The 19,859-nt window shown below is 53.6% G+C and carries 18 protein-coding genes; 3 read left to right on the forward strand and 15 right to left on the reverse strand.

Annotation, left to right across the window (positions count from 1 at the left end):
* Positions 1-111 precede the first annotated feature (111 nt).
* Genes ACIPO9_RS02750 through ACIPO9_RS02760 form a run of 3 tightly spaced genes read left to right on the forward strand, consistent with a single transcriptional unit; the run spans position 112 to position 2,163 of the window.
* Positions 112-450 (forward strand): acyltransferase family protein, encoded by a 339-nt coding sequence (locus ACIPO9_RS02750; RefSeq protein ID WP_400778786.1) that lies wholly within the window; start codon positions 112-114, stop codon positions 448-450.
* The gene (locus ACIPO9_RS02755; RefSeq protein ID WP_400778788.1) at positions 369-1,301 is read left to right on the forward strand and encodes an acyltransferase family protein; all 933 of its coding nucleotides are present in this window, start codon (positions 369-371) and stop codon (positions 1,299-1,301) included. The genes ACIPO9_RS02750 and ACIPO9_RS02755 overlap by 82 nt, the downstream gene beginning before the upstream one ends.
* Positions 1,201-2,163 carry an SGNH hydrolase domain-containing protein gene (locus ACIPO9_RS02760; protein WP_400778744.1) on the forward strand — a complete coding sequence of 321 codons (963 nt, stop codon included), beginning with the start codon at positions 1,201-1,203 and terminating at the stop codon, positions 2,161-2,163. The genes ACIPO9_RS02755 and ACIPO9_RS02760 overlap by 101 nt, the downstream gene beginning before the upstream one ends.
* A gap of 411 nt (positions 2,164-2,574) precedes the next feature.
* Here ACIPO9_RS02760 and cysC read toward each other — a convergent pair whose 3' ends face one another.
* The 15 genes from cysC to rpsA form a co-directional block, all read right to left on the reverse strand.
* On the reverse strand, positions 2,575-3,114 hold the full coding sequence (gene cysC / locus ACIPO9_RS02765) for an adenylyl-sulfate kinase (protein WP_400778790.1): 540 nt from the start codon (positions 3,112-3,114) through the stop codon (positions 2,575-2,577).
* A 90-nt stretch (positions 3,115-3,204) separates the two neighbouring features.
* Positions 3,205-4,677, reverse strand: a complete 1,473-nt coding sequence (locus ACIPO9_RS02770; RefSeq protein ID WP_400778746.1) for a hypothetical protein — start codon at positions 4,675-4,677, stop codon at positions 3,205-3,207.
* 172 nt (positions 4,678-4,849) lie between these two features.
* Positions 4,850-5,962 (reverse strand): glycosyltransferase family 4 protein, encoded by a 1,113-nt coding sequence (locus tag ACIPO9_RS02775; protein ID WP_400778747.1) that lies wholly within the window; start codon positions 5,960-5,962, stop codon positions 4,850-4,852.
* A 2-nt stretch (positions 5,963-5,964) separates the two neighbouring features.
* Positions 5,965-6,588 carry an acetyltransferase gene (locus ACIPO9_RS02780; protein WP_400778749.1) on the reverse strand — a complete coding sequence of 208 codons (624 nt, stop codon included), beginning with the start codon at positions 6,586-6,588 and terminating at the stop codon, positions 5,965-5,967.
* The gene (locus tag ACIPO9_RS02785) at positions 6,585-8,240 is read right to left on the reverse strand and encodes a glycosyltransferase (RefSeq protein WP_400778750.1); all 1,656 of its coding nucleotides are present in this window, start codon (positions 8,238-8,240) and stop codon (positions 6,585-6,587) included. Before ACIPO9_RS02785 ends, ACIPO9_RS02780 begins: the two co-directional genes overlap by 4 nt.
* A complete protein-coding gene (locus ACIPO9_RS02790; protein ID WP_400778751.1) occupies positions 8,231-10,525 on the reverse strand; it encodes a glycosyltransferase in 2,295 nt (764 codons plus the stop codon). The genes ACIPO9_RS02785 and ACIPO9_RS02790 overlap by 10 nt, the downstream gene beginning before the upstream one ends.
* Positions 10,515-11,279 carry an ABC transporter ATP-binding protein gene (locus ACIPO9_RS02795; RefSeq protein ID WP_400778753.1) on the reverse strand — a complete coding sequence of 255 codons (765 nt, stop codon included), beginning with the start codon at positions 11,277-11,279 and terminating at the stop codon, positions 10,515-10,517. The genes ACIPO9_RS02790 and ACIPO9_RS02795 overlap by 11 nt, the downstream gene beginning before the upstream one ends.
* Entirely contained in the window at positions 11,276-12,058 is a 783-nt protein-coding gene (locus tag ACIPO9_RS02800) for an ABC transporter permease (protein ID WP_400778755.1), read from the reverse strand. Before ACIPO9_RS02800 ends, ACIPO9_RS02795 begins: the two co-directional genes overlap by 4 nt.
* Positions 12,059-12,152: 94 nt before the next feature.
* Positions 12,153-13,238, reverse strand: coding sequence for a DegT/DnrJ/EryC1/StrS family aminotransferase (locus ACIPO9_RS02805; protein ID WP_400778757.1), 1,086 nt, complete (start codon positions 13,236-13,238; stop codon positions 12,153-12,155).
* Positions 13,239-13,250: 12 nt separating this feature from the next.
* A complete protein-coding gene (gene gmd, locus ACIPO9_RS02810) occupies positions 13,251-14,345 on the reverse strand; it encodes a GDP-mannose 4,6-dehydratase (protein WP_400778759.1) in 1,095 nt (364 codons plus the stop codon).
* A gap of 105 nt (positions 14,346-14,450) precedes the next feature.
* Positions 14,451-15,824: a phosphomannomutase gene (locus ACIPO9_RS02815; RefSeq protein WP_400778761.1), complete on the reverse strand. Its 1,374-nt coding sequence runs from the start codon at positions 15,822-15,824 to the stop codon at positions 14,451-14,453.
* Between the two features lie 127 nt (positions 15,825-15,951).
* Positions 15,952-17,394: a mannose-1-phosphate guanylyltransferase/mannose-6-phosphate isomerase gene (locus ACIPO9_RS02820; RefSeq protein ID WP_400778763.1), complete on the reverse strand. Its 1,443-nt coding sequence runs from the start codon at positions 17,392-17,394 to the stop codon at positions 15,952-15,954.
* Between the two features lie 406 nt (positions 17,395-17,800).
* Positions 17,801-18,040, reverse strand: coding sequence for a lipopolysaccharide assembly protein LapA domain-containing protein (locus ACIPO9_RS02825; protein WP_400778765.1), 240 nt, complete (start codon positions 18,038-18,040; stop codon positions 17,801-17,803).
* Between the two features lie 19 nt (positions 18,041-18,059).
* Positions 18,060-18,359 carry an integration host factor subunit beta gene (gene ihfB / locus ACIPO9_RS02830; RefSeq protein ID WP_037011901.1) on the reverse strand — a complete coding sequence of 100 codons (300 nt, stop codon included), beginning with the start codon at positions 18,357-18,359 and terminating at the stop codon, positions 18,060-18,062.
* Positions 18,360-18,541: 182 nt separating this feature from the next.
* The coding region (gene rpsA / locus ACIPO9_RS02835) for a 30S ribosomal protein S1 (protein ID WP_400778766.1) at positions 18,542-19,859 on the reverse strand (1,318 nt) is incomplete at its 5' end.

The following is a 19,859-nucleotide window of genomic DNA, read 5'->3' on the forward strand; positions in this document are numbered from 1 at the left end:
GCAAAAGTTTTTCTAAAAAGCGAACCGGCAGCACCTCGCTGCCACCTATGTCACCAGCACCGCGCTGTTTTCAGGTAAAGAGTAGTGATGGACAAGCAGCACATAAAATATATGCCGCACATCGATGGATTAAGAGCTATCGCAGTGCTGAGTGTGATTTTTTACCACTTAAATATTCAGAGTTTCCAAGGTGGTTTTGTTGGTGTCGATGTTTTCTTTGTGATATCAGGGTACCTGATATCGAAAATAATCTACCAAGGACTGAACAGCGGCACATTCTCCATATCAGTTTTTTACGTAAGAAGAGCAAAGCGGAACCAGCCTTCATGGCTACGATTCTCTTTACTGCGATACTCTCCTCGTTTTTTATGTACTCACAGGAGCTCGCAGGTGTCGCAAAGTCGGCTTTTGCAGCCTCTCTATTTTCCGCGAACATTTACTACTTTCTGACATCAAACTACTTCGCAGCTACCGCGGCCGAGATTCCTCTACTACACCTTTGGTCCTTAGGAGTAGAAGAACAGTTCTATATATTTTTCCCATTATTGGCCATACTACTTGCCAAAGCAAATAAAAGGGTCTTTGTCGGAACCCTAATCGCATTGTTAGATGTGTTAATTGTGCTCTCAGAGTGGGCACTTAACCATAGTCCGTCTTCGGCGTTTTACTTATTACCATTCCGGGCCTTCGAGCTATTGATCGGATGTGCAATAGCATTTCCGCAACGAGCGTACCCTCAGACCCCCATTATCAATAATGTGCTCTTAGGACTGGCTTTCTTAGTACTATTTTTTTGTATATGCTGCTACACCTCAGACATGAGCTTTCCCGGTTTCAACGCCTTGCTCCCATGCCTCGCCACCGCCATTCTGCTGCTCGTTGGGTCGGGCAAAAGCGCATTGTCTATAAGGCTCCTCGAGAACGAGCCTGCTCGATACATTGGAAAGCTTTCGTATTCACTATATTTGTTAAACTGGCCAGTTATTGTTTTCGGCAAACGCCTGTTTCCAAACGCCACTGCGTTTCATTTTAACGTATCGGTGTTGGTGGCCACCTTCATCTTGGCGGCCATTTGCTACAGACTCGTTGAGACTCCATTTCGCGCCACGAAACGATCGAGCTCTCCGTTGCGCATCTACGGAAACTCATTAGCATCACTGTGCTGCATCATGGCCATTTCGGGATTAACTATATACAAAAATGGCTTTACCGAAAGCCCTGACGAGCGCGTGGCTAAAGCCATGTCTTATCTTCAATACGATCCAAAGCCTGCATTTCGTACTGGCGAATGTTTTTTTTGAGGCCAGACATATTCATGAAGGGATTGACTTCACACCCTGCTTACCAAAAAACAATCTCAAAAAAGCCATGATTTGGGGTGACAGTCATGCTGCTCAGTATTACCTCGGACTGAAACCTCTTTTCGAAAAGCATGGCTACTCTCTTCGTCTGATTTCTGCATCGGCGTGCCCGCCTATAGAAAACATAGTGGTCCGCGCCAATCCGAACTGCACGGAGATTAACGCGCAAGCATTGCCGGAGATACTTAACTACAAGCCTGACCTATTAATTCTTGGAGCTAATTGGGGAGCGAGTAGTGAGACCATGAACCTATTTGAATTAACCATCCAAAAACTCAAAAAAATGGGTAGCAAACTGGTTATTCTCGGGGAGTCCCCTCTCTATAAGAGGAGTGTGCCAATCATTCTCGCTGAGCATATCAAGTCGGGCGGAGATATGTATTCTGCAGCGGATCTGGAGCAACAATTTGTGGACAATTCGGAAACAGTGCTGTCAGGCCGGTTTCTTGGTCGTGAGGATATCACTTACATCCCTACCATGAAGCTCTTATGTCCGACAGCGGCCTGCTCGCTGGTGGCAGACGACGGCGCGCCTGCTCAGTTTAACATCGCGCACCTTACGGACAGCGGCTCCAAGACATTTTCCAAAATTTTAGCCCCTGCCATATTGGAAAAGTCATTCGAGAAAAGGTCTAGCGCGCCTCTGCATTTCCTTCATCAAGAGCCCGCCCAGCGCGGGCTCTCACATTCCAGGCGTAAATCGTCGGTTTCTCTTATTCGCTGCCTTGCCAGCGCACAACCCAATCGAGTGAATCCAGCCAATTTTTACGCGACAGTTCGGCCTCATATCGATAAGGACTGACGCTGCCCCTCGCCTCAAGGTTCATCTTTGTTTAATGAGATGTCTGTATTTTCAACAGCATAGCCTGTAGCCAGCATGGCAAACTGCCGTTACAATCTGGTTTTAGTTTATTTCGCCGTATTTCAGGAGTAAAAAATGAACGACATGGACTTCAGCTATGGGTTACATGACTCGAAGTACCCGTCTCATTACGACGAGCCACTGCCCGTCAAGAAACGCCGAGTTACGATAGTCGCACGACCTACTTTCCTGCAGAAACTCGCCTCGCTCTGGTGGTCTGCGCGCAGCTATCTTGGCCGCTTGCGCCGCCCACGCCGCTGATCCAGGACGTTTATATACAGTGATTCCCCAGATCTGCCACGTTTAAAACAGCGTCTCAATACCGAGGCGCCATTCCCTCCCTGCACGTACTCAATCACTCTGGCGGCCCGCAAGCAGCTTCAGAATCTGTTCCAGGCACTCGTTGACCGAGCTCTCACTGGCATCCAAGTTCAACGCTGGGGCCTCAGGAGCCTCATACTGAGCGCTGATACCAGTAAAATCCTTGATCAACCCTGCCCTGGCTTTGCGATACAAGCCCTTGGGGTCCTGCTTTTCGCAGGCTACCAACGGGGTGCTGAGGTAGATTTCAACAAATTTGTGAGCTCCGATCACTTCGCGCGCAGCCTCGCGATCGCGCTTCAGCGGTGAGATGCAGGCCACGATGGTAATCATCCCGGCCTCGCACATCAATCGTGCCACCTCCGCAACTCTACGAATGTTCTCGGCGCGATCACGTGCAGAGAAAGCAAGATCACGACACAGACCATGCCTCACATTATCGCCATCGAGTGTGTAGGCAAGCTTATTGGCTTTGAACAGCGCACTTTCCAGCGCGTAGGCCAGTGTGGATTTTCCAGCGCCACTGAGCCCGGTAAACCAGACAACCAAAGGCCTTTGCCCCAGACGCATCTCTCGATCAGAGGCGGTTACTGTGCCTTTTGCCGGTACAATGTTTTCGTTCAAGTCCACACTTATGGTCCTTGTTTTACAGGGCGCGGGTCAGTTTGTTGCTGGAGAGATCGAGGCGCCAATCCAGCGAATGCCCATCGAGCCCGCCATCATCGGCAACTGCTCGGCCGTTAGAGTCAACAATAAGCGTCCGTTCAAGACGATTTTCAAGGTATCGTGCTCTCTGATGGCCTGAATATGCCCCCGGAGTGGAAGGTCGGGAACTCGCACCTCAAGATCAGCGCTCCACTGGACACCATCGTTGCTCCACATACCCAGCGATGCATGATCTTGATCCTGAGGCTGGAGGAGTAGCGCGTGCATCTCAGTATCACTGCCATTACCCTGATAGAGCACCACTGACACATGTGATGCTTCGTTCGTGGTGTCAAGAGTGTAGTGGAAATCCACAGACGAGGCGTCCGCACTTTTGCGGGTGATTATGCAGAGACCTTGAGGATCAGCCGTTCTGACACCGCCTTCGGATCGCGCAGGCACGCCGAGCACGCTTTCGTAATCGGTCCAGGCCTTGACCTCGAAAGCTGCGAGCTTCGACGCGTGCAGACTCGATTCGCGCTGCCTAGCGAACAGGCTTCGCTCGAGCAACTGGCTCATACCTTGGAAAACATGACCGTGGTGAGCAAGGTCGGCGACATTGAGCAATCGTACTTCGTTGACCGCCCCGTAAGGGCCCAGGCACATGTAGTCCAGCGTCTGGTAGGTATGGCGGTCAACGATCCAGAGGCCGCTCATGGAGCTGCGGCGTAAATCCCGCCCGGTCATCTGGCTTTCGCCAACCACAAGGTAATCGGTCGTCGCCGCCAGACCGCGGGTGTAAATTGGATTGCCGGCAGACCAGATCACATCATCGGAGGTCAAATCGATCAGCGAGCCGATATTGCTGTGGCACGAAATTTTCTGCCCTTCATCAGTAACCCAGATGTTGTGCAGGCCGGTTCGGTTACCGATCGTCTGCAGTTCCAGAATCTCCAAACTCGGGTAATCCATCACCGCAAGCGTCGCACCTTTGTGGTGCCCATGGGCGAGTACATAGATGCGGCCATCACGCTCAAACACCGAGTTGAGATGGTCTCCTGTGATCTGCTCGGTTGAAAGCCGATCCCATCGAGCTGACGAAATCTGCTGTTCCTGATAATGACCCGGCTTCTCGATCTGCAGCACGGTGACCGCATTTCGCCCGGTATTAGTGCACACGATTCGCCTGTCGCTGGCGCACAGAATCTGGTGTGGAGCAGACAGGATATTGCTGCTACTGAGTTCGCCGCTAGAGATGAATCCTTTTTCCGAGGTGGCGTAATCGGCGATACCCAGCATCGCGGCGTTGTCCACACCAGAATGTGACAGAATCAGATGATCCGATTGAGGCTGCCACGAAATCCCATAGTACTCAGGGCGCGCATTTTCAATTGGCGTAACGGTTTTCTTTATCAGGTCCACTAAAAGCAAATAGCCAGTAGTGGCAACCAGCGCGTAAATCGAGTCCGACGACGGGTCATTAAACATTTTCTTGGTCCAGTTTTTCCTGAGTAGAAGCCTAGCGAATGTGTGAAAGGCTCAGCACTGTAGAGCTAACGTAGCGTACTCTCCCGCCAATGTCGAACAGACGCAGAATTCTAACTATCGACTAAGGGTGAATTAACGAAAAACGGGCTTCAATACGCTCAGACAGCGGAAATCATTTCGCCAAAACTTCGTCGTACAATGATTTATAACTACCCACCATTGTATCGGCTCTGAAACATTTTTCGAACCTTATAGCAGCACGACCGCCCAATTGTGCGGCAAACAATGGGTCACCCCATAGTTGCTGCATCGCGGCAGCCAGTGCAGACGCATTGCAAGGCTCAACCACCAGACCTGTCTCACCGTGGATATTGATGTAGGTTGTACCGGTACCGATTTCGCAAGAAATCATCGGCTTACCGTACATGGCCCCTTCCAGCAGCGTGACGCCAAAGGCTTCGGAGCGCAGGTGCGACGGGAAGACCACTGCAGAACAAAGTTGCAGCAATGCCGACTTGTCTTCATCCGGCAGCCCGCCCAAAAATAGGACATTGGCAAGCCCCAGGGATCGGGCTTTGTGCTTGAGCGCTTGCTCAAGCGGGCCGCCGCCCACGATCACTACCGGTAAACCGGTCTGCTTCGCAGCGTCCAAGAGAAAGTCCAGGCCCTTGTAGTACCGCAACGCACCAACGAACAGAAAAAAACGCTGCCCGGTAACAGCACGCCATCGATCAAGTCTGGCGTCTTGCGGTGCAGGATAGGTTTCTGGATCGATACCGAGTGGAATGACACTTACTTTGTTTTCAAAACGCTGAAGTACAGGGCTGCTGGCGAGATAATTGGGCGAAGTTGCAACAATTGCATCAACACTTCTCAAAAACGAATTCATCAACGGTGAATACATTTTTACTAGCATTTTTTGCTTGACGATATCGGAATGATAAGTCAAGACCGAAGGAACTTGTACACCACTAACAAAATGCACAACATCCATGAAGGGCCACGGAAAGTGGTAATGCACAAGATCAACCTCTCGGGACAGTCGCTTGAACATCCCGAAGGCACTCAGCGAAAAGCCCGTAGATGCGAGATGCAAATCCTGCCGGGCGCGATGCACTACGTGCCCTCCCACCCGACCATCAAATTGCACGGGACCTGAGCTCAGCGAAAGCACCTGCGCTTCAACACCTACCCGCCGCCCGCCTTCGGCAAGTTGAAAGATGACTTGTTCAATGCCTCCCATCGTGTCGGGCAGGTAAGTCTTGAAGAAATGAAGGACCTTCATCGTTATGAACCCATTCGCCTAGCAGGTACACCGATGTAAACCCCCGGCTCTGTAAGGCTGTGAACGGCACAACCACCCGCGCCGAGAACGACCTCGTCCCCCACTGAAATGCCGTCGATTACAGCCGCACTTGCCCCAATAAAACATTGGTTGCCTATACGGCTACGGCCGGCCACGACTGAATTGACCGAAATGTGCGTGTAATCGCCGACTGTGCACTCATGCTCAACCACCGCGCCGGTGTTGATAATGCAAGCTTTTCCGACATTTGCCATTGGGCCAACGTGCGCATGGTGGGCGACGAAACTGCCAGCTCCTATCCTCGCACCGATCCCCAGAGTGGCACGGTCAGAAATGAGCGTAGCAACTTTGAAGCCATTCTGCTCTGCCCAAGCGATTTGCTCTCTGCGCCTGGCGTTATCTCCAGAGGCAGGTAGTGCCTGCCACTCTTCATCGGGAACGAAATCAATTGCGGCTTTAACCGGAAACGAGCAAAACTGCTCTTCCGGTCTGGCGTTCTCATCAAGAAAAAATAGCTGTTTGATACCCAGTGAGAGCGCGACATCCGCCACACTCCGCGCATGCCCCCCGAACCCCAAGACCAGTAGCCGCTTGGGTACAATCATGCTACCGCCTCTTTCAAAACTGGCTGAACTTCAGCAGAGATCGAATCAAGCACGTCGATATGTTCGTTGACCACATCAGTCCAGGTACGACTCACCAAACGCTCATATGTCTGTTTCTGCAGATCGACCAGTGCTTCCCGATTGTGGAGAGCCCACTGAATCCTTGCGGCCATATCACGCCAGTCGTATGGGTCGAAGAAAGTCTTCTCCCGCATTTCCTCATCAGTCAGGACCTCTTCGGTTACCGCGATACGGGCCATTACCACAGGAGTACCAACCGACAGCGCCTCAGTGAAGGTAAATGGGCAGCCGCCCTCACTCAGGCTTGGGTTGACAGCAACGTCTGCCAGTCGATAACAGGCGGCTAGCTCCTGAACGCTCAAACCGTAGAGGCACAAAACGTCATTCTGCAGACCATGCTCGGCAATGAATTTTTTGACCATTGGGAATTTTTCAGGATCCCCTGTAAGCACCAGCTTATGAGTGATGAATTCGTGGCGCAGCAAATACTCGTACGCCCTGAGCAACGTCAGCATGTTCTTGTTCGGCCGGAATTGACTGGCGTAGAACAGAAACTTGAACTCGGAACTCATGAATCCTACGGTGTAGTTCTTGTTCGACGATTTACGCAACGCACTGGATAGCAGTGTCGAGCAGTAGTGCGTTGACGTCGCGTCAAGGTCCTTGAATCCTCGGGTTGTCACCCACTGGCTCAGAATGTTCGGAGCGTGGTGAATGACCGTTACGCTGGAAGGGCGCACAGCATAGTGATCAACCAACGTGTCCCATTTGATGGCGTTGCTGTAAGTCACAAAGTGATCGCCGGTCTGAATCGCCTTTCGTACCGCTTCGAAGGTTTGGAGATATCGATCCCCACCCACCCTTGAAAAGCCCACCGGGAAATCAGATAGCACAACATCAGGGACGCACATCAACTTTGGCGTCTTGATCTCATTGAATGCAGGCCAAAACGCGGTCGGGCTGTACCATGCCCGAACCTTGTGCATTCGGTTGATGATTGTAAGCATTCGCTCCGACTCGACGACCTCCATCCTGCGATAGAGACGCAGTACGAATGCATCGTCTTTTGGCTCGCCCACAGCCCCTGTAAACCAGATATTGATTTTTTTGAGCGGCTTTAGCACTTTTCTCGCCAAACGCTTGCCCATACGCAAGAGCACTAGCGGCACCAGGAAAAGCAGCAACGGGCTGATCGCCACCGCCACCAGAGCGGCAATGAATGCTTCTATGAGCAACAGCAGTATTCCACCGATGCTGTTAGTCATAACCAGTCGCTGCTCTGCATGCTCAAGTAGCGCACGCTTACAACCGTAAAACTTGTCGGCTACCCAGCGCCGAACGACCGACTTGCGCCTGCGTTTTTTACGATCGAGGTAAGCCTCATATACTCTCAACAGCATTGGTTTGCTCGCAGGACTGACGATTTCGAGCTGCTCATCGCTAACGCCCTCGCTAGAAAACAGCTCGACAAGACTGTTCCGCGACCAACTGGGACAAACCAGTACGAATTTCACATCCGCACGTTCGGAAGCGCCTTTCACAAACGCTGCCAAATACCGCCCCAAGCCTTCATGGCGCAAGTCAAGACCTGGCGCATAAGCCAGGTAAATACCGTAATACTTCACAGACATTCTCTGATCTCCTCCCAATATTTGCCACCCTGCTTGTCTACGTGTTGCTCATTCAAGCGTTCGTGGCTCGGCAACAAGGCAGACTTCGACAAATGGGAGATTTCCATTTCCTTGAGTTTATGAGCCATATCCTTGTAATCACCGGAATCCATCCAGGTGAGATTCAGCGCGAATTGCTCGTCAATTTCCCGCATGGCGGGATAATCGCTACTCACGGACGGTACGTTGTAATAGGCAGCCTCGATGACGCTAAACGTCCCGTTATCGATTTTCCCGGCGTGCAACAGAAATGCCGCATTTTCCAGCCAGGCGCGATACTCGTAATCAGGCAGCTCTCCCAACCAGCGGACATGCTTCTTCAGTGTTTTGTTGCCATTGAATACCTTGATGGCCGCTTGAAGATGGTTAAGTTCGCTTTTAAGCAGTTTCTTGGTACCGATTCCAGTCACTTTGCATTCCAGCTTGCCGCCCAGCGTAGTGTAATAATACCCTAGCGCCTTGAATGCATTTTCATGATTCTTGTGCGCGCTGGCGTTGGTCGTCCACAGAAAATAGGACTTGGCCAGAGCTGGCGCAGCCAAAGCGTGTTCGGTTCCAACAGAGAAATCGGGAGCGAGCATCGGTAATTTGACCACTCGCTTTTCATCGACCCCCGCGTACTGAATGGCATCTTTGCGCGTGAATTCAGTGGTAACCATGACCTTTTGCGCTCGGCGGACTGCATGGATGAAGTGCTCATCCGCGCCAGCCAATACCTTTTCGTATCTCTGCAGATAGTCGTAAACCATGAACAGGCACGGACGCAACGGAAGCAACGGGGCATTGACCCGGTCCGACACAATGACCCAGGCATCACAGTCCAGCAACTGTTTGATACCGTCGTCGGGCACCATATAATTGCTCGACGTAGGCTCCCACCCCTCATGACCTGCGTATCGCATCGCTCGACGCGCAGTCTTCGCATCGAGCATCCGCCAACGATAGGTACGCCGTTGGATGTGTTCACTCATGTCCGAGAATTCTTCGTCCGGATAGCTGTCTGGCAAGTCCAGATGCACTAGCACGACCTCAACCGGCTCATTCCAATCACGACTGCCGGAGTACAGTGCCTGAGCCAGCAGTTTGGCCCCTCGCAAACTCCCTCCCCTATACTCTACGGGCACCACAACAGCGATCTTCTTGTTCTTGATCGCGGGCCGCTCATCCTGCTCATCGCGATAACCAGCCAGTTCAGCGACAATTTTCTCGAAGCCGATATGCCAGGCGTCAACGCAGTTTTCCGCACGCATTGCATCAAGCAAGATCCCTTGGGACCCGCGAATGCTTTGAATCAACCTCTCGTCGTCATTGAGAATTCTGCGAATCTTGTCCCTCGCCTCTGCAATGCTCACGCAACGCCCGGGTAAACCTATACCGCCCATGCGATCGAGAATGCCGCCCGCCATAAACACCAGAGGCATGCCGACCCGAATGGCTTCAAACGGGTGATAGTGAATATGGTTAGGCTCACTGGAGTGGTAGAACATGAGTCGTGACTCGGTCATGTTCCGCTCATGCTGTTCGTTGGTTACAAACCCGAGTACATCGGGATCATCCACCTCAATAGGCTGCGACCCGCCGATCTTGTATGGGAACTCACCCATGTCACGCCGGAATTCGTCGTAGACCTTTTTGTAGTAACTGCTGAAGCCGATGTCAGGGCAGACAAAGAAAATCTGCTTGTCACGTCCCTTCCACGTGTCGGTGATCGTGCAATTGCTCAGCCCCAAGGGCAGATAGACTTCCCGCTTTTGCAGGAAAAGTGGCTCGATCTGCGCGAGGTGATCGTACGCAATCCCGAACCAGAGCCGCCGCCCCAAACGCTTGACCGACTGACTACCGTAATGGAGAACCTTGACAACCTCACCGTAACTCAGACTCTTGTCGAGACCGTATGCTCGCCAAATGGCTGCTCCCTCGAACGAGCGAGCGACTTCATTCATGAAGCCCGGGGAGTGGCAGATGAAAAAGCAAATATCGAAATGCTTGTTCGCGATGGCCCACGCCTCTTTCGTTGGCGCAACGTACCAGTTCTGACCGTTCAGGATTTCCAAGTCTTCTGCCGGAATCGTCAGATTCGCGTCTTCGGAATAATCCACGCTCGCTGAGCGAAACCCGATCTCCTGCGGAAAACTCTTAGGCAGGAAAATCTCATTGATACCCACTGCCTTGAGCATTGGGAGTTCAAACTTCCGTGCCGACCCATGGTTCAGAAGCCACATCACACGCAACGGTTTAGCCGACATTATTCAATCCATTAATTCTTGCGTATTCTGCGATGGCTTGTTCAATTCCACCGTCAAACATAAGCGATCCGTGGTGGAACACGAGACCGCGGGTACAAATCGAGCGCAATGCGCTCAGGTCGTGAGACGCCAAAACCAGTATCTCAGCCTGTTCGATCAGTTCGCTGATGCGCGCCTTGGCCTTGGCCATGAAATTCGCGTCACCTGCCCCGATCACCTCATCCAGCAGCAATATGTCGCCCCCCACCGTAGTGGAAATAGCAAAAGCCAAACGCACTTGCATGCCAGCTGAATAGGTTTTGATGGGGTAGTCGATAAACTCTCCCAAACCGGCGAACTCAACGATTGCGGCTTCTTTCTCTCGCATGAAGCGTGGCGAAAGACCGAGCAGCAGCCCTCTGTAAAGAATATTTTCCCGACCCGAAGCGTCCGGCTCGAACCCCAGACTCAAATCAAACAGAGAACGTACCTGCCCAACCACTTCCAACTGCCCGGCTGAGATAGGATAAAGACCCGCCATGGTTTTGAGCAGCGTACTTTTACCCGCGCCATTGTGGCCCAGGAGGCCGACTCTCTCGCCGCTGACGATCTCCAGACTGATGTCTTTCAGCGCGTGGATATCCGCGACCTTTCGGCTGCTTTGATCGCCCCCTTTGAGTACACTCGCTAAAAGTGACTTCATCGACCGCTCTTTATAGGCGACGGAGGCGTAGTGCAGGTTCACACCGCTGAGGGTTATCCGATTCTTGTTCATAGATAAAAAATCACTTTTCGTTCGGACTTGGACCCGACAAGCAGTGCCAGCAGTGCAAAAAACAGTGCTGTACCAAAACTGAACATGTAGTTATCAAGCGTTGGCCATTCGCCCTGCAACAACGGTGCCCTGATGAGTTGCAGGATATGGTAAATGGGATTGTAGTCCACCAGCGCATGCAAACCGCCCTGTTGAAACAGTTTCGCCTCGAAATAAACAGGGGATACGAACCAGAGCGCCTGCATGACCAGTCCCAAGGCATGCGGGATATCACGAAAACGCGTAGCGAAATAGGAAAGAAGCGTCGCGACTGGCCATGCAATCAGCGCCAGCAATGGATACAGTGTCAAAACAGCCAGCCAGCACCAGCCCAGATTCTGGGGCATCACGATGAGCACCCACACGAAAAGTGAAAGGCTGGCCAACAGAAAGATGATCGAACTGCCAACAACGGTTCTCAGGGTATAGATGGCCAACGGATGGTTGCATTGCTTGATGTACGAATCCGCTTGCACGAAAGACAGAGATCCCGCCACTGTATTAGCGGAAATGAAGTCCCATACAATGATGCCCGACAGAACATAGGGAGCGTATGTCACAATCTCGGTGTTGAAGATTTTGCTAAATACCAGACTCAACAAGAGCGTCAATCCCAATGGTTGAATGATCGACCACAGAACTCCAAAAAAAGAACGCCTCCAGCGTGAGCGGAGGTCTGCAAAAGCGAGATGCACCCAAAAATATCGTGCGCCCCAAACACGGGAAAAATATGAAATCATTATTTCCTCTGGAATATTTGGCGACAACGCCAGGCATTGCCTGGCGTGTTGCTTGAAACCAAACCGAAGGTTCTACCCAGCGGCTCTTACTTAATCAGTTCGAATAGAACGCCCTGATCTCATCCGCCACCTGCTGCACCTGCTCACGCGTCAGCGTAGGGAAGCTAGGCAGGTTCACGCCACGCGAACCCAGGCTCTGCGCGATGGGGAAGTCTTCCTCGGTCTTGCAGTGTGGCATGGTGTGCGCCGGCGGAAACAGAGGACGGGTTTCGACACCCTTCTCTTTCAGGCGGTCACGCAGTGGCTGACGCTGGGCAGGGTCGTCCAGCAGGATCGAGCACATCCAGTAGGAGTGACGATAGCCTTCAGGCTCTGCGTGCAGAACCAGTGGCAGCCCCTTGAGCGCTTCACGGTACCAGTCGGCCAGTTGACGCTTCTGGGCGATGGTCTCGTCGGCACGTTCCAGCTGGGCCAGGCCGATAGCCGCACAGATGTTGGTCATGCGGTAGTTATAGGCCAGCTCGTCATGCCAGTACTCACGGGTCTTGGACACGCCCTGACTCTTGAGGTGACAGGCTCGGTCATGCACGGCCTTGTCCTTGCACACAACCATTCCGCCTTCGCCGGTGGTGATGGTCTTGTTCCCGAAAAAGCTGAATGTCGCCACGTCGCCGAACGTACCGACATGTTGCCCCTTGTAAAGGGAGCCGAACGCTTCAGCGCAGTCTTCGATCAGGAGCAGGTTGTGCTCCTTGCACAAGGCCACGATGGCGTCCATGTCACAGGAAAGGCCATACAGGTGAACGACCATCACGGCACGGGTCTTGGGTGTGATCCGCGCCTTGATGTCAGCGACACTCACGTTCCAGGTATCAGCCAGGGACTCGGCGTACACCACGGCCGCGCCGGTCTGCATGATGGTGTTGACGGATGCAATGTAGGTCAGCGTCGGGACGATGACCTCATCGCCAGCACCAATCTCTAGTGCAGCCATGGCCAAATGCAGCGCGACAGTACCATTGCTGACGGTAGTCGCGTGCTCAGAACCGATGTACTCGGCAAAGCCGGTCTCGAAGCGGGAGATGAACTCGCCACGCGAGGAAATCCACGTCGAATCGAGGCACTGATTGACGTACTCTTTTTCACGGCCACCCAAATGGGGCTGGTATACGGGAATCATTGAGGACCCCAATTATTCTTGAGTGTTGAAATACTTGTAGCCGTGCTGCTTGACCAGTTGGTCGCGCTCGGCTTCACGCAGGTCTTCACGAGCCATTTCCTCAACCAGTTCGGCGAAAGAAGTGGTCGGCACCCAGCCCAGCTTGTTCTTGGCGTTGGATGGATCACCCAGCAGGGTTTCCACTTCGGCAGGACGGAAGTAGCGAGGGTCTACAGCAACGATGCACTTGTTGGTTGCAACGTCGTAGCCTTTCTCTTCAATGCCAGTGCCTTCCCAGCGAACTGCGATACCCATTTCCTTGGCTGCCAGCTCGACGAATTCACGCACCGAGTGCTGCTCGCCAGTTGCAATGACGAAATCTTCCGGCACTTCCTGTTGCAGCATCAGCCACTGCATCTCGACGTAGTCGCGGGCGTGGCCCCAGTCGCGCAGAGCGTTCATGTTGCCCAGATACAGGCACTCTTGCAGACCCAGCTTGATACGGGCCAGTGCGCGAGTAATTTTGCGGGTTACGAAAGTTTCGCCACGGATCGGCGACTCGTGGTTGAACAGGATGCCGTTGCAGGCGTAGATCCCATAAGACTCGCGGTAGTTGACCGTGATCCAGTAGGCGTACAGCTTGGCAACTGCGTACGGAGAGCGCGGGTAGAAAGGCGTGGTTTCTTTCTGCGGGATTTCCTGAACCAGACCGTACAGCTCGGATGTCGAAGCCTGATAGAACTTGGTTTTCTTTTCCAGGCCGGCAATGCGGATGGCTTCCAGCAGGCGCAAGGCACCCAGGGCGTCGGAGTTGGCGGTATATTCCGGCTCTTCGAACGATACGGCTACGTGGCTCTGTGCTGCCAGGTTGTAGATTTCGTCCGGTTGAACTTCCTGCACGATGCGGATCAGGCTGCTGGAGTCAGTCAGGTCACCGTGGTGCAGGGTCAGATCGTAGCCTTGAGCGTTTGGATCATGGTACAGATGGTCGATACGCGCGGTATTGAACAGCGAGCTACGACGCTTGATGCCATGTACCGAGTAGCCTTTCTTGAGAAGGAACTCAGCCAGATAGGCACCATCCTGCCCCGTGATACCGGTAATCAACGCTACTTTCTTGTCACTCATCTTCTTCACCATTCAAATTGGGCATGCAACAGTACATTTTCGTCCTGCGATGGGACGGCTCCTAAGCCCCTGATCTCTAGATCAGAGGCTGTGTGTCAAATCCTTCTATTTACTGTTCAACAACCCCTCGATTTCCTTGACCTTCGCCGCGACCAGTTGCGGATCACGGCGGCTTTCGACGTTCAGGCGCAGCAGCGGCTCTGTGTTCGAACCACGCAGGTTGAAACGCCATTGGGCGAACTCAAGGCTTATGCCGTCGGTCTTGTCGATGTTCGAGCAAGTCGAGGCGTAATGGTCGTAGACCTTGCCCAGCACAGCCTTAACGTCGTCGACCTTGTAGTTGATTTCACCGCTGCATGGATAGGCGGCGATGCGCTCATCGACCAGCTGGGACAGGGTTTTGCCGGAAACCGACATCAGCGCAGTCACCAGAAGCCATGGGATCATGCCGCTGTCGCAGTAGGCGAAATCGCGGAAATAGTGGTGAGCGCTCATCTCGCCACCGTAGACCGCATCTTCCTTGCGCATGCGTTCCTTGATGAAGGCATGGCCGGTCTTGCATAGCACGGGCGTACCGCCTGCCTCATTGACCTGATCGATAGTGTTCCAGGTCAGGCGCGGATCATGAATGATCTTCGAGCCAGGGTGCTGTTTGAGCAGCATCTCTGCCAGCAGGCCCACCAGGTAATAACCCTCTACGAAGCGGCCCTTCTCATCGAAGAAGAAGCAGCGGTCGAAGTCACCATCCCAGGCCAGGCCCAGGTCGCAACCATGCTTGAGCAAGGCGTCCTGGGTGATGCTGCGGTTTTCCGGCAGCAGCGGATTGGGCACGCCATTTGGGAAGTTGCCATCGGGTTCGGCGTTGATGATCACCCATTCGAACGGCAGCTTGTCCTTGATCGCCTGCAAAGCCGGGCCAACGGCACCGTTGCCCGGATCGGCAAGGATCTTCAGCGGACGCAGATCCGCGCCGTCGACATAACCCAGCAAATGCTGGATGTAAGCAGTCTTGTCAGGAGCCGGCTTCACACCACCCTGCTGCATGGCGACTTCACCGAAGTCACCGGCATCGACACGCTGGCGAATGGCGTCAAGGCCGGTATCGCCGCTGATTGGACGCGACTCACGCTGTACCAGCTTCATGCCGTTATAACCCTTGGGGTTATGACTGGCGGTGACCATCACGCCGCCATCGGCAACATAATGACTGGTTGCGAAATAAACTTCCTCGGTACCGCATAGGCCAATGTCGATGACATCCGCGCCGGCATCCCGAATGCCCTGGATCAGAGCCTGGGCGAGTGAAGGACTTTCGAGACGCATGTCTCTGCCGACCACGACATTTTTGGCGCTCAGTTCCACGACCATCGAGCGACCAATGCGATAGGCAATGTCGGCATCCAGATCATTGGGGACCTGGCCGCGGATATCGTAGGCTTTGAAGCAGCGTGTCTGAATAGCGGGATAGACGGAATTCATGTGTAAAAACCTATGCGACAAAAAACCCGAAGGTTTCTTTGTTCAGTATGAAGCAGCCCGCAAGGCAGACTGCACGCAACCCTCGCGCATCATGCCCGAGGCGAGGGTTAGGCACTGAAAATGAAGATTAGTTATCCACGCGACCGTAATTATCTTCGAAACGGACGATGTCGTCCTCACCCAGGTAGTCGCCGCTCTGCACTTCGATCAGAACCAGATCGATCACACCCGGGTTCTGCAGGCGGTGCTTGTGACCGGCACGAATGAAGGTCGATTCGTTGGTGTTCAGCATCAATTCCTGCTGATCGTTGATCACCACGGCCATGCCGCTGACCACGATCCAGTGTTCGCTGCGATGATGGTGCATCTGCAGCGACAACGAGGCCTTGGGCTTGACCACGATACGTTTGATCTTGAAGCGCTCACCGTTTTCCAGGGTCGTGTAGGTGCCCCACGGACGATGCACTGTGCGGTGCAGCAAGTGTGCAGTATGGCCACCGGACTTGAGCTGCTGGACGATGTGCTTCACGTCCTGGGCATGCTCTTTGTTGGTGATCAACAACGCATCCGGCGTATCGACCACCAGCAGATCGGAAACACCGACCAAGGCGGTCAGGCGCTCTTCGCTGTTGACGTAGTTATTTCGCGAGCCGTGGGACAGCACTTCGCCTTCGAACCGGTTTCCGTTTTCATCTTCACCGGTCAACTCGCTGACGGCATTCCACGAACCAATGTCACTCCAGCCGATATCACAAGGAATGGTGGCGACCTTGGCTGAGCGCTCCATCAGGGCGTAATCAATGGAAATATCCGGCACCCTGGCGAACGCGTCGGCATCGAGCGCACGGCAGGCGTACCCCTTGGCAGTCGACAGGCGCGAGCCCTCGATTGTCTGGACAACCGCATCCACGACATCCGGCGCATGGGCGCGCAGTTCATCCAGCACTGTACCGACACGGAAACAGAACATGCCGGAGTTCCAGTAGTAGTTACCGGCACTCACGTAGCTCCTGGCAGTTTCCAGATTGGGTTTTTCAACGAAACGGGCGACTTTTTGGCCAGCGTCCAGGCGGGTTCCAGCGTCGGCTTCGATATAGCCAAAACCGGTTTCCGGATAGGTCGGCTGAATGCCAAACGTCACCAGCCAACCTTGAGTCGCCAGAGACACGGCGTTGTTCACGGCTGCTGCGAATGCCGCCTGATCCTGAATCAGATGATCCGCCGCGAGCACCAGCATGCAAGCGTCGTCGCCGCGGGTTTCCTGCAACTGCAAGGCTGCTGCCGCAACCGCCGCAGCGGTGTTGCGGCCAAACGGCTCAAGAATGTAGCTTTGCGCGTGGTGCGCACGATCGACTACCCGGTATTCGTCTTCGGTCTTGAACAACAGTTCGCGGTTGGTGACGGTAAGGATCTCGACAACGCTGTCCAGGGCAGAGGCACGCAGGAAGGTTTTCTGAATCAGATTCTGCCCGTCCGGCAGTTGCATGAACGGCTTGGGATGCGTCTCGCGGGAAACAGGCCACAACCGGCTACCAACGCCGCCAGACATGATTACGGGAATCAATTCCATTCTAAAATCCTTGGTCCTTTTCTGGCGAAGCTGGCCAGAGAAGGTATTAGTAGTGTTACAAACCGCAATCAGAGCTCGATGTCCCGCAATCGATAAAGCCGGTGCAAGGGATCCATGAAATGCGCCTGTACGCGAGCAGGTCATTATTCTACAGCTCGCGGCGGATTTTACGACTGCTCGCGGCGGTGAAACCCAACATTTTCAATGTTTTCAGATAAATAACGTTACCTGACGACATCATAAGGGCATTAGTCACCGACGCCAAGGCGCGAACCAGAGGGCTCTAGCTCCATCTTGACCAGCCAATGACCTTTCGATCAGCGCTCGCCAGCGACTCATTGTACAGGAGGGGACTGGAATTCCAGCCGAGGAATGGAGGGGGCAACTCAGTCAAAGAAGATAACACTCACGCCACGCGAGATGCCTTGGGTCTGCCACGCAATCGCGCACCCCAGGCCAACACAGGCCCGATCATCATCCCCACCAACAACGCCAGTATCACCGGTACAGCCACCGAAAACTCGGGCGCCGACCAGCCAAAGAACACCAACGCCACCGGCTGCTGGTTTTCAAGCATGAATACTACCGTCGCCGAGACGATCAGCACGACGACTATAAAAAAAACCAGGCGTTTGAGATTTCGCATTCAGCACTCCTTTAGAACGCTATTGGAGCTCATGCTCCTCCTCTTCGTTCACCCGATCACGCAATTCCTTGCCGGGCTTGAAGTGCGGGACGAACTTGCCGTCCAGACTGACCGACTGTCCGGTCTTTGGATTGCGGCCTACACGAGGCGCGCGGTAATGCAGGGAAAAGCTGCCAAAGCCCCGTATCTCGATACGGTCGCCTGTGGCGAGGCATTGCGACATCTGCTCAAGCATGGTCTTGATGGCCAACTCCACATCCTTGGATGAGAGCAGTCCTTGATGGGTGACAATTCGTTCGATCAACTCCGACTTCGTCATATTTTTCCCTTCTTTTTCAAGCAGCTAGGTAAAGCGCTTTGAAGGTTTTAGCATGACCGAATGGATTTGAACAGCCCCACTGCCCCACTTATGTGATCACTTGCGCCTGGTGATTGCCGAAAAAAACACCGCCCACAAAAAAGGGCGACCGAAGTCGCCCTTTTTCAATGGTCAGACAGAACTCAGTTCTGTTTTTCCATTTGAGCACGCAGCAGGTCACCCAGAGTGGTAGGACCAGTGTTTTCTGCGGTTTCAGGCTTGCTACGCAGGCTCTGAATAGCTTCTTTCTCGTCTTCAACGTCTTTCGACTTGATGGACAGAGAAATCACGCGGCTCTTGCGGTCAACGCTGATGATCTTGGCTTCGATCTCTTCGCCTTCTTTCAGAACGTTACGCGCGTCTTCAACGCGGTCACGGCTGATTTCGGAGGCTTTGAGGGTAGCTTCGATGTCGTCGGCCAGAGTGATGATGGCGCCTTTGGCGTCAACTTCTTTAACGGTACCGCGAACGATAGCGCCTTTGTCATTGACAGTGACGTACTCGGAGAACGGATCGCTTTCCAGCTGCTTGATACCCAGCGAGATGCGCTCACGCTCTGGATCAACAGACAGGATCACGGTGTCGAGCTCGTCGCCCTTCTTGAAGCGACGTACGGCTTCTTCGCCCACTTCGTTCCAGGAGATGTCGGACAGGTGAACCAGACCGTCGATGCCGCCGTCCAGACCAATGAAGATACCGAAATCGGTGATCGACTTGATGGTGCCGGAGATCTTGTCGCCCTTGTTGAACTGGCCAGAGAAATCTTCCCATGGGTTAGATTTGCACTGCTTGATGCCCAGGGAGATACGACGACGCTCTTCGTCGATGTCCAGAACCATGACTTCCACTTCGTCGCCAACCTGAACGACTTTCGATGGGTGGATGTTCTTGTTGGTCCAGTCCATTTCGGAAACGTGTACCAGGCCTTCCACGCCTTCTTCCAGCTCTGCGAAGCAGCCGTAGTCGGTCAGGTTGGTTACACGCGCGGTAACGCGGGTGCTTTCCGGGTAGCGAGCCTTGATAGCAACCCATGGGTCTTCACCCAGTTGCTTCAGACCCAGGGAAACACGATTGCGCTCGCGATCGTACTTCAGGACTTTTACATCGATCTCATCGCCAACGTTGACGATTTCCGATGGATGCTTGATGCGCTTCCAGGCCATGTCGGTGATGTGCAGCAGGCCATCGACGCCGCCCAGGTCGACGAATGCGCCGTAGTCGGTGAGGTTCTTGACGATACCCTTGACTTGCTGACCTTCCTGCAGGGATTCCAGCAGAGCTTCGCGCTCGGCGCTGTTCTCGGCTTCCAGGACACTGCGACGGGAAACGACAACGTTGTTGCGCTTCTGGTCCAGCTTGATGACCTTGAATTCCAGCTCTTTGCCTTCCAGGTGCGTGGTGACGCGCACTGGACGCACGTCAACCAGAGAACCAGGCAGGAACGCACCGAACACGATAACG

Source organism: Pseudomonas sp. NPDC090203 (assembly GCF_044746765.1).
In the GTDB taxonomy this organism is placed as follows: Bacteria; Pseudomonadota; Gammaproteobacteria; order Pseudomonadales; family Pseudomonadaceae; genus Aquipseudomonas; species Aquipseudomonas putida_AD.

Coding starts and splice junctions, on each gene's coding strand:
- ACIPO9_RS02750 (WP_400778786.1), top strand. CDS start 112: ATGCCGCACATCGATGGATTAAGAGCTATCGCAGTGCTGAGTGTGATT.
- ACIPO9_RS02755 (WP_400778788.1), top strand. CDS start 369: ATGTACTCACAGGAGCTCGCAGGTGTCGCAAAGTCGGCTTTTGCAGCC.
- ACIPO9_RS02760 (WP_400778744.1), top strand. CDS start 1,201: ATGGCTTTACCGAAAGCCCTGACGAGCGCGTGGCTAAAGCCATGTCTT.
- cysC (WP_400778790.1), bottom strand. CDS start 3,114: ATGCGTCTGGGGCAAAGGCCTTTGGTTGTCTGGTTTACCGGGCTCAGT.
- ACIPO9_RS02770 (WP_400778746.1), bottom strand. CDS start 4,677: ATGTTTAATGACCCGTCGTCGGACTCGATTTACGCGCTGGTTGCCACT.
- ACIPO9_RS02775 (WP_400778747.1), bottom strand. CDS start 5,962: ATGAAGGTCCTTCATTTCTTCAAGACTTACCTGCCCGACACGATGGGA.
- ACIPO9_RS02780 (WP_400778749.1), bottom strand. CDS start 6,588: ATGATTGTACCCAAGCGGCTACTGGTCTTGGGGTTCGGGGGGCATGCG.
- ACIPO9_RS02785 (WP_400778750.1), bottom strand. CDS start 8,240: ATGTCTGTGAAGTATTACGGTATTTACCTGGCTTATGCGCCAGGTCTT.
- ACIPO9_RS02790 (WP_400778751.1), bottom strand. CDS start 10,525: ATGTCGGCTAAACCGTTGCGTGTGATGTGGCTTCTGAACCATGGGTCG.
- ACIPO9_RS02795 (WP_400778753.1), bottom strand. CDS start 11,279: ATGAACAAGAATCGGATAACCCTCAGCGGTGTGAACCTGCACTACGCC.
- ACIPO9_RS02800 (WP_400778755.1), bottom strand. CDS start 12,058: ATGATTTCATATTTTTCCCGTGTTTGGGGCGCACGATATTTTTGGGTG.
- ACIPO9_RS02805 (WP_400778757.1), bottom strand. CDS start 13,238: ATGATTCCCGTATACCAGCCCCATTTGGGTGGCCGTGAAAAAGAGTAC.
- gmd (WP_400778759.1), bottom strand. CDS start 14,345: ATGAGTGACAAGAAAGTAGCGTTGATTACCGGTATCACGGGGCAGGAT.
- ACIPO9_RS02815 (WP_400778761.1), bottom strand. CDS start 15,824: ATGAATTCCGTCTATCCCGCTATTCAGACACGCTGCTTCAAAGCCTAC.
- ACIPO9_RS02820 (WP_400778763.1), bottom strand. CDS start 17,394: ATGGAATTGATTCCCGTAATCATGTCTGGCGGCGTTGGTAGCCGGTTG.
- ACIPO9_RS02825 (WP_400778765.1), bottom strand. CDS start 18,040: ATGCGAAATCTCAAACGCCTGGTTTTTTTTATAGTCGTCGTGCTGATC.
- ihfB (WP_037011901.1), bottom strand. CDS start 18,359: ATGACGAAGTCGGAGTTGATCGAACGAATTGTCACCCATCAAGGACTG.